Source organism: Pseudomonadota bacterium, assembly GCA_041395565.1.
In the GTDB taxonomy this organism is placed as follows: Bacteria; Pseudomonadota; Gammaproteobacteria; order UBA9214; family UBA9214; genus UBA9214.
The window spans coordinates 221,426-233,938 of the sequence record JAWLAI010000002.1; the positions used below are offsets into that span (position 1 = coordinate 221,426).

Consider the following 12,513-nt stretch of genomic DNA (forward strand, 5'->3'; position numbering starts at 1 on the left):
CGAAGACCATGCACGCAACCCTGCCTCTGCTCGTCGCTACCGACTTCCCGCCGCTCGCGCGCGCGCGCCTGCAGACACTGCAGGTCAATCTCGGTTACCGCTGCAACCAGAGCTGCCTGCATTGCCATGTCAATGCCGGACCCGGGCGCAGCGAGATGATGGACGCGGCTACGGCAGCGGTGGTCTGCGACTTTCTCGACACGCCCGGGCTGACCACGCTCGACCTGACCGGCGGCGCACCGGAACTGAATCCGAATTTCCGCACCCTGGTGCGGCAGGCGCGCGCACGCGGGCTCGGCGTCATCGATCGCTGTAACCTGACGGTGCTGTTCGAACCCGGGCAGCAGGATACGGCGCGTTTCCTTGCGGCTCACGGCGTCAGGGTGGTGGCCTCGATGCCGTGTTACCTGGAAGAGAACGTCGATGCCCAGCGCGGTGACGGCGTGTTCGCGCAGAGTATCGCCGCGCTGGAACTGCTCAATGACCTGGGATACGGCCAGCCGGGCTCCGGTCTGCAACTCGACCTGGTCTACAACCCGCGGGGCGCCACGCTGCCACCCCCGCAGCAGGCGCTCGAGGCCGACTACCGGCGGCATCTGGCCGACACCTACGGCGTCGGCTTCAATCACCTGCTCACCATCGCGAACATGCCGATCAAGCGCTTCGGCAGCACGCTGGTCAGTCGCGGCGAACTCGACGGTTACCTGCGTCTGCTGCGCGATGCGCACCGCGCGGAAAATCTCCCCGGCGTGATGTGCCGTGCACTGATCAGTGTCGACTGGCAGGGTTATGTCTACGACTGCGATTTCAACCAGATGCTCGATCTGCCCCTGCGACTCGATGCGCGGCCGCGACTGCACCTGCGCGACCTGCAGGGCAGGGCGCTGGCGGGTGCCCCGATCCGGGTCGCCCAACACTGCTATGCCTGCACCGCCGGCCAGGGTTCGAGCTGCGGCGGGGCACTGGAACCGTAAACCGGAATGACGGAGGGGCACATGACCATGAATGTCGAAGACAGCGTACAGGAACGCTATTCACAGGGCGCGCACGCGCGCCAGGCGGCGCTGTGCTGCCCGGTCGACTACGACAGCAATCTCCTCGACCTGCTGCCGGCGGAGATCATCGAGCGCGATTACGGCTGCGGTGACCCGTCGCGCTATGTGCGGGCGGGAGACACGGTGCTCGATCTGGGCTCCGGCGGAGGCAAGATCTGCTATATGGCCGCCCAGCTGGTCGGCCCGACCGGACGGGTGATCGGTGTCGACATGAACGATGACATGCTGGCGCTGGCACGCCGGCATCAGGCAACGATGGCAACGCGGCTCGGCGGCGACCGGGTCAGTTTCCGCAAGGGGCGGATCCAGGACCTGGCGCTCGATATCGAGGCCCTGGCCGCGCGCCTGGCCGACCAGCCGGTCAATTGCCATGCCGCTTATGTCGCACTGCAGCAATGGGAGCGGATGGCGCGCCGCGAACGGCCGCTGATCGCGAACGATTCCATCGACCTGGTGATCTCGAACTGCGTGCTGAACCTCGTGGACGACCACGACAAGCTGCAGCTGGTCAGCGAGATTCACCGCGTGCTCAAGCCCGGCGGCCGCATCGCGATCGCGGACATCGTCAGCGACCGCCCCGTGCCCGCAGCGCTGAAGCAGGATGCCGAGCTCTGGAGCGGCTGCCTCTCCGGCGCCTTCCAGGAGAAGGAAATGCTGGCGGCGTTCGCCGCTGCCGGTTTCGCTGCGGTGTGTTACGACAAGTGGGACACCCACCCCTGGCGCGTCGTCGCGGGCATCAATTTCCGCTCCGTGACACTGACGGCGGTCAAACCGCTGCCGCAGGAACACACGACACCAGGACGGCAGCTCATGTACCGCGGCCCGTTCGCCGCGGTCACCGATGACAGCGGAATGCAGTGGCGCCGCGGCGAACGGTACACAGTGGCAGCCGGCATGGCCCGGCAGCTGCTGCAACCGGCGTACGCCGGTGCGTTCATCGAAACCGACGCGACCGCATCCGGCTGCTGCCAACCGGACGGGTCCGCGGCCGCCGCCTGCTGCGCGCCGCCATCCACGCCCCGTGGCTGCTGCTGAGCAAGCGCGTATCTCGGTCGTCGTCCCGGCGCTGAACGAGGCGGGCGTGCTGGTGCGCACACTGCAATCCCTGCAGCCGCTGCGCCGGCGCGGACACGAGATCATCGTGGTCGACGGCGGCAGCTCGGATGGCACCGCATGCGAGGCCGCGACGCTGGCGGACCGGGTGCTGCACGCGCAACGCGGTCGTGCGTGGCAGTTGCACACCGGGGCGTGCGCGGCGCGTGGCGCGATTCTCTGGTTCCTGCATGCCGATACGGAACCGCCCCCCGGGGCCGACCGCCTGATCCAGGCCAGACTCGCGACCGGGCAGGGTGACTGGGGCTGGTTCGACGTGCGCCTGACGGGATCGCGATGGCTGCTGCGCTGCGTCGCCTGGCTGATGAACCGGCGTGCCCGTCTCAGCGGGATCGCCACCGGCGACCAGGGCATGTTCGTGCGCCGCGCAGCCTATGACCGCGCCGGCGGATTCCCGCCGATTCCGCTGATGGAGGACATCGCCCTGAGCCGCCGGCTCAGGCGCCTGGGCCGGCCGCTGCCGATCGCGGTCCGACTGACCAGTTCGTCGCGCCGCTGGGAAAAACACGGGATCGTACGCACCATCCTGACCATGTGGGGGCTGCGCCTGGCCTATTTTCTGGGCGTCAAGCCCCAGGTCCTGGCGCGTTACTACGTCGTGCACCGGCCATGAAGTATCCGCAGGCCCGGTTGCTGGTATTCAGCAAGGCGCCCGAGCCGGGGGCAGCGAAGACCCGGCTGATCCCGTTGCTGGGTGCCGAGGGCGCTGCCCGGTACTACGCCGGGATGCTCGATAACACCCTGGACAAGGCGCTGGCCGCAGACCTGTGCCCGGTGGAACTGTGGTGCACGCCCGATACCGGGCACGCGCACTTCCAGGACTGTCGTGCGCGTCATCCGCTCACCCTGCATGCCCAGTGCGGCAGCGACCTGGGCACACGCATGGCCCAGGCCCTGGACAGCGTGCTGCAGCGGGCCCGGCATGCCCTGCTGATCGGTGCGGATTGTCCGGCACTTGCCGGGGCTGATCTCGCGGCGGCGCTGCAGGCGCTGACGGCGGGCACGGACGTGGTGCTCGGACCGGCGCAGGATGGCGGTTATTACCTGATCGGGCTATCCAGGTGCCACCCCGGCCTGTTTGCGGACATACCCTGGGGGAGTGCGCGGGTACTCGAGCTGACCCTGCAACGCTGTCGCGGCCACGGACTCACCTGGCACTGTCTGCCCGAACATGCGGACCTGGACACGCCCGCAGACTATCTGCGCCATCACGCCGGCGGCTTGGTGCCGGGCAACGCGGAAAATCACTGTGATTATTGACGTTTTTGCTGGCGCCGCGACAATCCCTGTTCTATATAGGTGGTAATCATGATCATCACACCCAACGCGGTGCCTGCACCGCCGGACAGGCAAGGAGGAAGCCCATGAGAAGGTTGTATTTTCTGTTACCCAACATCGACAGTGCCAAACAGATCGTCGACGAACTGCTGCTGGCGCGCGTCGAGGAACGCCATATACACATCGCCGCCGCCGATCATCACGCCCTGACCGCGGCGCATCTGCCGGAGGCGGGGCTGCTGCAGGAAAGTGATTTCATTCCGGCCGTGGAGCGCGGACTGGCGATCGGCGGGGCGACAGGTATCCTGGCCGGTATCGCGGCAGTCGCCATTCCGGGGATCGGCCTGGCATTGGGCGGCGGCGCCATCCTCGGTATCGGTCTGGCTGGCGCCGGGGCGGGGGCCTGGGTCTCCAGCATGATCGGAATCTCTGCACCGAGTTCGCGTCTCAAGGAATTCGAGACGGCGATCAAGAACGGCGAGCTGCTCATGATGCTGGACGTGCCCAAGGCCAGGGTCGAGGAAATCACCGACCTGGTCAGGAGCCATCACCCGGAGGCCCATATCGAGGGCACGGAGCCGGTGATACCGGCGTTCCCCTGAAGTATCCCCCCGCGCATCCCGCCTGTCGCCGCCACGGTGCCGGCAGGCGGGATGCCACCTGCACCTCGGTACAATGGCGCCCGGCAGCGCTGGCTGCAATGATGGGCCAAGTCCTCAGAAGACAGGCCAAGAGCATGAGCGAGCGCAGAACAAAACAGGAACGCCGGCGTTTGGAGGTCAACTTCGAGCGCTGTGGCAAACACAACCGCCGGGTCAGCCCGGACCGCAGGCTCAACAACATCGCCGCGGTCTGGATTCCGATCAGCCACATCTACCTGCATCCCCTGACCCGGGATGTCTTCGGCAAGCAGTGATTAGCGGGCGGTGCGCCGTGACATGCGTACATGTTCGATCCCGGCGGCAACGAAGGGGACGCCGGTCTGCTGAAATCCTTGCCGCAGGTAGAACGCCACCGCAGCGCGCTGCGCGTGGAGATAGACATCTTGCAGGCCCAGCGCAGCGGCCTGCAGCAGCAGCTGTTCCAGCAGGGCCCGGCCCACGCCATGCCCGCGCCACGCCGGCAGTACCGCCATCCGCCCGATCCGCCCTGCCAGGGTCAACCGCCCGGTAGCGACCGCCACGCCGGCCGCGGTGTGCGCAAGCACATGCCGGCAGTCACCATCCAGTCCGTCCCATTCCAGCGCCGCGGGAATCCCCTGCTCGGTGATGAAAACGGCATGCCGCACGGCACGGATGGCGGCCTGGTCCGTCCGCCAGTCGGCCGTGCGTACGCTGATCGCGGCATCCGGCACCGCCGGCTCAGATCGATCTGGCCTGTGCCGCTGCGTTGCCGGTGTAAGCGGCGGGGGTGAGGGCGGCGAGCTCCGCCTTCACGGCCTCCGGCAGGTCGAGCGTGGCGATGAAGGCCTGCAGGGTGTCGCGTGTCACCGCGCGGTCGCGCGTCAGCTCCTTGAGCCTTTCATAGGGTTTCTCGATGCCGTAGCGCCGCATCACGGTCTGCAGCGCCTCGGCCAGCACCTCCCAGCTCTGTTCAAGATCCGCGAGCGTGCGCTGCTCGTTGAGCTGCAGCTTGCCGATGCCTTTGAGGCAGGACTCGAACGCGATTACGCAGTGCGCCACCGCCACGCCGATGTTGCGCAGCACGGTGGAATCGCTCAGGTCGCGCTGCCAGCGCGAAACCGGCAGCTTGGCCGCGAAGTGCCCGAACAGGGCGTTGGCGATACCGAGGTTGCCTTCGCAGTTCTCGAAGTCGATCGGGTTGACCTTGTGCGGCATGGTGGATGAGCCGACCTCGCCGGCCACCGTCTTCTGCCGGAAATAACCCAGCGAGATATAGCCCCAGACGTCGCGGCAGAAATCGATCAGGATCGTGTTGTAGCGCGCCAGTGCATCGAACAGCTCGGCCATGTAGTCGTGCGGCTCGATCTGGGTCGTATAGGGATTCATCTCCAGGCCCAGGCCGGTGATGAAATCCGCGGCGAAGGCGGGCCAGTCGAGCGCGGGGTAGGCCACCAGGTGGGCGTTGTAGTTGCCCACCGCGCCGTTCATCTTGCCCAGCATGGGGATGGCCGCGACCTGTTCACGCTGGCGCTGCAGGCGCGCGCACACGTTGGCCATTTCCTTGCCGACCGTGGTCGGCGAGGCGGTCTGGCCGTGGGTGCGCGACAGCATGGGATTGTCGGCCCAGGCATGCGCCAGCGCGGCTATGGCCTTGACGACATCGTCGAGCAACGGCAGCAGCGCCTGGCTGCGTGCCTCGCGCAGCATCAGTGCATAGGCCAGGTTGTTGATGTCCTCGGAGGTGCAGGCGAAATGGAAAAATTCTCCGACCGCCTCCAGTTCGGCGTTGCCGGCAATCTTCTCCTTGAGGAAATACTCGACCGCCTTGACGTCATGGTTCGTGGTGCGCTCGATGTTCTTGACGCGCTGGGCGTCCTGCTCGCTGAAATTCGCAACGATGTCGTTGAGCACGCGCTCGGCGTGGCTGCTGAGAGCCGGCACCTCGGCGATGCCGGGATGGGCGGCGAGTGCCTGCAGCCAGCGCACCTCCACGATGACGCGGTGACGGATGAGGCCGAACTCGCTGAAAATCGGTCGCAGGGCCGCCGTCCTGCCGCCATAGCGACCGTCGACCGGTGAAATGGCGTTGAGCTGTGACAGGTCCATGATCGTGTCTCCCGCTGCCCGCTCAGGCGGCCAGTTGCCGCAGGACGTACTGCAGGATACCGCCATGGCAGTAGTATTCGTATTCCTGCGGGGTGTCGATGCGCACCTGCACCTCGAACGCCTTGCGGCTGCCGTCCGGCGCGGTGGCCGTGACCCGGGTGACCGGGCGCAGGCCGCCCTGCAGGCCCTCGATATCGAATACCTCGTGCCCGCTCAGTCCCAGGCTGTCGGCGGAGTCGCCGGCCCAGAACTGCAGCGGCAGGATGCCCATCCCCACCAGGTTGGATCGGTGGATGCGCTCGTAGCTTTCCGCGATCACGGCCTGGACGCCGAGCAGGCGCGGCCCCTTGGCGGCCCAGTCGCGCGAGGAACCGGAGCCGTACTCCTTGCCGGCCAGCACGATCAGCGGCACGCCGTCCCGGCGATAGCGCTCGGAGGCATCGAAGATGCTCATCTGCTCCCCGCCCGGCAGATGCAGGGTAATGCCGCCCTCGGTGCCGGGGGCGAGCCGGTTGCGCAGGCGGATATTGGCGAAGGTGCCGCGCATCATCACCTCGTGGTTGCCGCGGCGCGAGCCAAGCGAGTTGAAATCACCCGCGGCCACGCCCAGGGCGTTGAGGTATCTGCCGGCCGGACTGTCCGGCTTGATGGCGCCGGCTGGAGAGATGTGGTCGGTCGTGACCGAGTCGCCCAGCAGCGCGAGCACGCGTGCGCCGTGGATCGTGGCCGGTTCTCCGGCCTGTTTCGACATGCCGTCGAAATAGGGCGGCTTGCGGATGTAGGTCGAGGCGTCGTCCCAGGCGTACTGCTTCGAGGCGGGGGACGACAGTACGTTCCAGTGCTGCTCGCCTGCGAAGACATCCGCGTACACGCTGCTGAATTCCTCCTGCTTGACGCTGTGCGCGATCGCGGCCTGGATCTCCTGCTGCGTCGGCCAGATGTCCTTCAGGTACACCGATTCGCCGTTGTTACCCGTGCCGAGCGGCTCCGACTGCAGGTCGATATCCATACGCCCGGCCAGGGCATAGGCAACCACCAGCGGCGGCGAGGCGAGGTAGTTCATCCGCACCTCGGCATGCACGCGGCCCTCGAAATTGCGGTTGCCGGAGAGCACCGAACAGACCGAAAGGTTGCCGTCCTGGATGGCGCGCGAGACCGGTTCCGGCAACGGGCCGGAATTACCGATGCAGGTCGTGCAGCCGTAGCCGACGGTATGGAAACCGAGCGCCTGCAGGGCCGCCGTCAGCCCGGCCTGCGCCAGGTAGGCGGTGACCACGCGCGAACCCGGTGCGAGCGAGGTCTTTACCCAGGGCTTGACACCGAGACCATGCTGCATGGCCTTCTGCGCCACCAGTCCGGCAGCGATCATGACCGAGGGATTCGAGGTGTTGGTGCAGGAGGTGATCGCCGCGATCACGACGGCCCCGTCGTCGAGTTCGACCTCCTGCCCGTCGAGCGTGGTGGTGACGGCATGGCTGTTCAGATTGCGTTCGGACTTGAGCGCCGCCAGCGCCTCGAGAAAGCGTGGCTTGGCGTCGTGCAGCGGGACGCGGTCCTGCGGGCGTTTCGGACCGGCGAGGCTCGGCACCACGCTGGCTAGGTCCAGCTCGACGGTGCGCGTGTAGCTGGCGGCCGGCGCGCCGGACGTGCGGAACATGCCCTGGGCACGCGCGTAGGCCTCGACCAGCGCAATCTGGTGCGCGTCGCGGCCCGACAGCTGCAGGTAGGCCAGGGTTTCGGCATCGACCGGGAACAGGCCGCAGGTGGCGCCGTACTCGGGCGCCATATTGGCGATGGTCGCCCGGTCGGCAAGCGAGAGGTGGTCGAGACCGTCGCCGAAAAACTCCACGAACTTGCCGACCACGCCTTCCTTGCGCAGCATCTCGACCACGGTCAGCACCAGATCGGTCGCGGTGGCGCCTTCGGGCAGGGTGCCGTGCAGGTGAAAGCCTACGACCTGCGGGATGAGCATGGAGATCGGCTGACCGAGCATGGCCGCTTCTGCCTCGATGCCGCCCACGCCCCAACCCAGCACGCCCAGGCCGTTGATCATGGTGGTATGGGAGTCGGTGCCGACCAGGGTGTCGGGATAGGCCTGGCTGCCGTTTCTGAAGACCACCCGCGCCAGGTACTCGAGATTGACCTGGTGCACGATGCCGGTGTCGGGCGGAACGACCTTGAAACTGGAAAACGCCTTCTGGCCCCACTTGAGGAAACGGTAGCGTTCCTCGTTGCGGCGGTATTCGAGCTCGCTGTTGAGATCCATCGCCTGTGCCGTGCCGAAACTGTCCACCTGCACCGAGTGATCGATGACCAGCTCGGCGGGCTGCAGCGGATTGATGCGGTCCGGATCGCCACCCAGCGCGGTCATGGCGTCGCGCATGGCCGCGAGGTCGACCACCGCCGGCACGCCGGTGAAGTCCTGCATCAGTACCCGTGCCGGCCGGAACGCGATCTCGGTATCCGGTTCCGCCTGCGCATCCCAGTTGATCAGTGCCTCGATATCGCTGCGGGTGACGGTCTTGTCGTCCTCGCAGCGCAGGAGGTTTTCCAGCAGGATCTTGAGCGAATAAGGCAGGCGCGTGGCGTCATCCGCCCCGCTCAACCTGCGCAGGTTGTAGAATTCGTAGGACTGGCCCCCGACCACGAGCGTGTCACGGGTATCGAAACTGTTGATCATGGAATCTCCTGCAAACGGAACGCACCACCGGCAAACGGCGGCAATTATACACAGAATCCGCTGGCTGTCGGTTACAGCGCGCCGTGCAGGCGCGCCTCGCGCAACAGGGTGGCAGCGGCTTCACGCAAGTGGCGACGGCCGAACAGCAGGCGCAGGCGGCTGCCGCCGCACTGACGCCAGAGCACGGCGGCACGGATGCCCGCAAGCAGCAGCGCCCGGATCATGTTGCGGGTGGACGTGCCCGACAGCACCCCGGGATCGCCATGCACCAAAATGCGCGGGGTCAGGGTGCTGATGGTCTGGGTATAGAGTTCGGCCAGCGCCCCGACCGTCTCCGGGTCAGGTGCCCCGGCCGCCGGCAGCTGTGCGGCAATCCGGCGTAAGCCGCTGCCGAGACGCGCCTGCAGGTCCGCGTTCCGCGTCAGCTTGCGCTCCAGGTGCAGCAGCGTGATGGCATAGCCGGTGAGTTCCATGTCGCGCAGCCGGCGCTCGTCACCCAGCTGGTCGGCCAGCGTTTCCAGTCCGACGCGCAGGGCGGGGATACCGCCGTAGACATCGCTTACGCTTGCGGCGTCGAGCTTCAGGATACTCGTCAGGCTGGCCTGCGTCGCGGCCGCGTCCCGCATCCGGCCCAGACCGGTCTGCCGCACCAGCGCGGCGACCTGAAACAGGCCGGCGAGTGCAATGGCGCGGTTGCGCGGTGTGCGGTTGTCGGGACTGGTCATAACCTGTGTCAAGAATCCCCGCGGCGGCGGCCGGCGCGAACCGGCCAGGTCACCCGGGCCGGCGCTCGGCAGCGACCGTCCGGGATGCGCGTGGCGGTGCTGCGCGGCGCCACCAACACAGTGCCTGCCGGAGCGGGATTACGCAACCGGCAGCGCCGCGTCCAGGGCGCGCTCGATGATGGCGCCGCCCAGGCATTCGTCGCCGGCGTAGAACACGACGGACTGTCCCGGTGCGATGGCCCGCTGCGGCCGGTGGAACGTGACCCGGCATGCAGCCGTGGCGTCGGTCTGGACGCGGCAGGCCTGGACCGGCTGCTGGTGGCGGATGCGTGCCGTGCACTCGAACGCCGGTGCCGGCGCTGCGCCGGCGATCCAGTGCGTGTGGCTGCCGAGCAACCCGGGGCTGTAGAGCGCGGGGTGGTCGCTGCCCTGTACCACGTACAGGATGCCGCGTTCCAGGTCCTTGCCCGCCACGTACCAGGGGGCGCCGCTGGATTCCCGCAGACCGCCGATCCCCAGCCCCTGCCGCTGGCCGATGGTGTAGAAGGCAAGACCGCGATGCCGGCCGATGACCCGGTCGTCCAGCGTGCGGATGTCACCCGGCGCGGATTGCAGGTAGCGGGAGAGGAAGGCGCTGAAGCGCCGCTCGCCGATAAAGCAGATCCCGGTACTGTCCTTCTTGGCGTGGTTGGCGAACCCCGCATGCCGCGCCATGGCCCGCACCTGGTGCTTGTGCAGGGTGCCGAGCGGGAACAGGCTGCGCGACAGTTGTTCCCGGTCGAGCGTATGCAGGAAGTAGGTCTGGTCCTTGTGGGCATCCGCACCCATGAGCAGGCGTACCGCGGGGGCATGCTCGATGCGCGCGTAGTGGCCGGTGGCGATGTAGTCGGCCCCCAGGCCCAGGGCGTGGTCGAGAAAGGCGCGGAACTTGATCTCCCGGTTGCAGACGATGTCAGGACTGGGTGTGCGCCCGGCGGCACATTCCTCCAGGAAGACGGCGAAAACGCGGTGCCAGTAGGCGGCAGAAAAACTGACTGCCTCCAGACCGATGCCGAGTCGCGCCGCGACCGCGCGTGCATCGGCGAGATCCTGCGCGGCTGGACAGAAATCCGTGTCGTCGTCATCGTCCCAGTTCTTCATGAACACCGCGCTGACGTCGTGGCCTTGCTCCAGCAGCAACAGGGCCGCCACGGCCGAATCGACACCGCCTGAAAGTCCCACGACGACCCTGCTCATGTGCCGCTGCGCCCCGTTCCCGACACGGCCGGCGGCCGCTAAACGATATCCGTCAGCAGGGCCAGCGGGTAGTCGGCGCCGGCCAGGTAGTCATCGATGGTGCGCTGCACCAGTGGGCTGCGCAGCTGATCCGCCCTGGCGCGGACCTCGGCGGCCGTGAGCCAGAGGGTGCGCTCGATGCCGGCATCCAGGTCGCAGTGCGGATCATGCGCGAGTCCGCGCCCGGCAAAGGCGACCCTGAGATAGGTCTGGTGGCGCTCGGGCATGCGCCAGCGATAGATTCCGGTAATGCGATCGGGCGCGAAATCCCAGCCGCTCTCCTCGCGGGTCTCGCGGATCACGGCAGCGATCAGGCTTTCGTCGTCTTCCAGGTGGCCGGCCGGCTGATTCAGCACCGAGCGTCCAGCGACGCGTTCCTGCACCAGCAGAAACCGGCCGTCCTGTTCCAGGATCGCGGCAACCGTGACGTGGGGCTTCCAGATCATAAATAACTTTCAACGGTTTAGGTTTGCAGAAAAGTCCAGGGCCGTGCTGCGGTGCTTGCCGGTATGTGCAGGCTTGCGAGCCGGCGATGCTGGATAATTGGCGCTCGCACTGTAACAAACAATCCCCTATACTTCACAACTCGTTCGTGGGGGTGTAGTTATGGCGTCTACCTGAGGCAATATCTCATAGCCTCAATCTAACGGTAAACAACTACGGGCTTATTAACAAAAACGTTCTGGAGGAATTGGTAATGACTGGCTTGCTACGAAAGACTCTGTTTACGGTATTCCTTTTCGTCGTGACAGCAGGGGGCGCCCTTGCCGACGACATCCTGATGCCGTTTGTGCTGGCTTACACCTCGAGCGGCGATGTCGCATCGGTCGCGTCCGAGGTCAAATCCAAGCTCACCGGTGCCGGTTTCCAGGTGGTGGGTGAGTACTCACCCTACGCCGATGCCGATGTCATCGTCGTTACCAACGATGCACTGAAGAACCATGCCGCCAAGTCGGAGTTCGGTGCCTATGGCGCGATGGTCCGCGTGTCCGTGACGAAGGACGGCGACAGCACCGAGGTGGTTTACACCAACCCGGTCTACATGGCGGCCGCCTACCGGATGGCCTCCGACCTGGCCGATATCCGCGCCCAGGTGGAAGGCGCGCTCGGCGCCGAGAAGGAATTCGGTTCCGAAAAGAACCTGACGGCGAAGGACCTGCGCGATTATCACTACACCGTGATGATGGAGTACTTCGACGATCCCAGCGTGCTGGCCGAGTACGACAGCCAGGAAGAGGCCGTCAAGGCAGTGGAGGCCGGGCTGGCCGCCGGCAAGGGCGCTACCGCCAAGGTCTATCGCATCGATATTCCGGGCAAGGATGAGACCGTGTTCGGTGTCGCGCTGAAAGGCAAGGACAAGGACGACTGCAGCGGCGATCAGTTCGTCATGAGCCGCATCGACAAGGCGGCCCCGCGCTCCACCGCGCACCTGCCGTACGAGATCGTGGTCTCCGACGGCACGGCCTACGCGCTGTTCGCACGTTTCCGCATCGCGATCAACTGGCCACACCTGCCGATGGTCGCCAGCGAAACCGGCGCCACCTTCATGAACATCATGTGCTCGCCGGGCGCGATCGAGGAAGCGCTGATCAAGGCCTCCGGCGGCGACGTGTAAGAACAAACCGCCTGCCACGAGCGGCCGGATGCTGTAACCTAGA

The 12,513-nt window shown here is 66.5% G+C and carries 13 protein-coding genes; 7 read left to right on the top strand and 6 right to left on the bottom strand.

Features of this window, described 5'->3' with window-relative positions; all coding sequences use genetic code 11:
• Positions 1-8: 8 nt before the first annotated feature.
• The 6 genes from arsS (at position 9) to R3F42_01105 (ending at position 4,362) form a co-directional block, all read left to right on the top strand.
• Complete coding sequence (gene arsS, locus R3F42_01080) at positions 9-974, top strand: arsenosugar biosynthesis radical SAM protein ArsS (protein ID MEZ5540616.1); 966 nt, start codon at positions 9-11, stop codon at positions 972-974.
• A 21-nt stretch (positions 975-995) separates the two neighbouring features.
• Positions 996-2,090: a methyltransferase domain-containing protein gene (locus tag R3F42_01085; GenBank protein MEZ5540617.1), complete on the top strand. Its 1,095-nt coding sequence runs from the start codon at positions 996-998 to the stop codon at positions 2,088-2,090.
• The gene (locus tag R3F42_01090; protein ID MEZ5540618.1) at positions 2,077-2,781 is read left to right on the top strand and encodes a TIGR04283 family arsenosugar biosynthesis glycosyltransferase; all 705 of its coding nucleotides are present in this window, start codon (positions 2,077-2,079) and stop codon (positions 2,779-2,781) included. The genes R3F42_01085 and R3F42_01090 overlap by 14 nt, the downstream gene beginning before the upstream one ends.
• Positions 2,778-3,428, top strand: coding sequence for a TIGR04282 family arsenosugar biosynthesis glycosyltransferase (locus R3F42_01095; protein MEZ5540619.1), 651 nt, complete (start codon positions 2,778-2,780; stop codon positions 3,426-3,428). Before R3F42_01090 ends, R3F42_01095 begins: the two co-directional genes overlap by 4 nt.
• A gap of 104 nt (positions 3,429-3,532) precedes the next feature.
• Positions 3,533-4,048 carry a DUF1269 domain-containing protein gene (locus tag R3F42_01100; GenBank protein ID MEZ5540620.1) on the top strand — a complete coding sequence of 172 codons (516 nt, stop codon included), beginning with the start codon at positions 3,533-3,535 and terminating at the stop codon, positions 4,046-4,048.
• A gap of 134 nt (positions 4,049-4,182) precedes the next feature.
• A complete protein-coding gene (locus R3F42_01105) occupies positions 4,183-4,362 on the top strand; it encodes a hypothetical protein (protein MEZ5540621.1) in 180 nt (59 codons plus the stop codon).
• Here the strand turns inward: R3F42_01105 and R3F42_01110 are convergent, their stop codons facing one another.
• The 6 genes from R3F42_01110 to R3F42_01135 form a co-directional block, all read right to left on the bottom strand.
• Positions 4,363-4,800 (bottom strand): GNAT family N-acetyltransferase, encoded by a 438-nt coding sequence (locus tag R3F42_01110; GenBank protein MEZ5540622.1) that lies wholly within the window; start codon positions 4,798-4,800, stop codon positions 4,363-4,365.
• 7 nt (positions 4,801-4,807) lie between these two features.
• On the bottom strand, positions 4,808-6,175 hold the full coding sequence (purB, locus tag R3F42_01115; protein ID MEZ5540623.1) for an adenylosuccinate lyase: 1,368 nt from the start codon (positions 6,173-6,175) through the stop codon (positions 4,808-4,810).
• A 22-nt stretch (positions 6,176-6,197) separates the two neighbouring features.
• Positions 6,198-8,855, bottom strand: coding sequence for an aconitate hydratase AcnA (gene acnA / locus R3F42_01120; protein ID MEZ5540624.1), 2,658 nt, complete (start codon positions 8,853-8,855; stop codon positions 6,198-6,200).
• A 71-nt stretch (positions 8,856-8,926) separates the two neighbouring features.
• On the bottom strand, positions 8,927-9,580 hold the full coding sequence (gene hflD / locus R3F42_01125; protein MEZ5540625.1) for a high frequency lysogenization protein HflD: 654 nt from the start codon (positions 9,578-9,580) through the stop codon (positions 8,927-8,929).
• Positions 9,581-9,718: 138 nt separating this feature from the next.
• Positions 9,719-10,816: a tRNA 2-thiouridine(34) synthase MnmA gene (mnmA, locus tag R3F42_01130; GenBank protein MEZ5540626.1), complete on the bottom strand. Its 1,098-nt coding sequence runs from the start codon at positions 10,814-10,816 to the stop codon at positions 9,719-9,721.
• A 38-nt stretch (positions 10,817-10,854) separates the two neighbouring features.
• Positions 10,855-11,301 (bottom strand): NUDIX hydrolase, encoded by a 447-nt coding sequence (locus tag R3F42_01135; GenBank protein ID MEZ5540627.1) that lies wholly within the window; start codon positions 11,299-11,301, stop codon positions 10,855-10,857.
• 299 nt (positions 11,302-11,600) lie between these two features.
• On the opposite strand from R3F42_01135, the gene R3F42_01140 reads away from it, so the two are divergent.
• Positions 11,601-12,470: a hypothetical protein gene (locus tag R3F42_01140; GenBank protein MEZ5540628.1), complete on the top strand. Its 870-nt coding sequence runs from the start codon at positions 11,601-11,603 to the stop codon at positions 12,468-12,470.
• The last annotated feature ends 43 nt before the right edge of the window (positions 12,471-12,513 follow it).

Excerpts from the sequence above, each read along its gene's own strand:
- arsS (MEZ5540616.1), top strand. The coding sequence starts at position 9 with ATGCACGCAACCCTGCCTCTGCTCGTCGCTACCGACTTCCCGCCGCTC.
- R3F42_01085 (MEZ5540617.1), top strand. The coding sequence starts at position 996 with ATGACCATGAATGTCGAAGACAGCGTACAGGAACGCTATTCACAGGGC.
- R3F42_01095 (MEZ5540619.1), top strand. The coding sequence starts at position 2,778 with ATGAAGTATCCGCAGGCCCGGTTGCTGGTATTCAGCAAGGCGCCCGAG.
- R3F42_01100 (MEZ5540620.1), top strand. The coding sequence starts at position 3,533 with ATGAGAAGGTTGTATTTTCTGTTACCCAACATCGACAGTGCCAAACAG.
- R3F42_01105 (MEZ5540621.1), top strand. The coding sequence starts at position 4,183 with ATGAGCGAGCGCAGAACAAAACAGGAACGCCGGCGTTTGGAGGTCAAC.
- purB (MEZ5540623.1), bottom strand. The coding sequence starts at position 6,175 with ATGGACCTGTCACAGCTCAACGCCATTTCACCGGTCGACGGTCGCTAT.
- acnA (MEZ5540624.1), bottom strand. The coding sequence starts at position 8,855 with ATGATCAACAGTTTCGATACCCGTGACACGCTCGTGGTCGGGGGCCAG.
- hflD (MEZ5540625.1), bottom strand. The coding sequence starts at position 9,580 with ATGACCAGTCCCGACAACCGCACACCGCGCAACCGCGCCATTGCACTC.
- mnmA (MEZ5540626.1), bottom strand. The coding sequence starts at position 10,816 with ATGAGCAGGGTCGTCGTGGGACTTTCAGGCGGTGTCGATTCGGCCGTG.
- R3F42_01135 (MEZ5540627.1), bottom strand. The coding sequence starts at position 11,301 with ATGATCTGGAAGCCCCACGTCACGGTTGCCGCGATCCTGGAACAGGAC.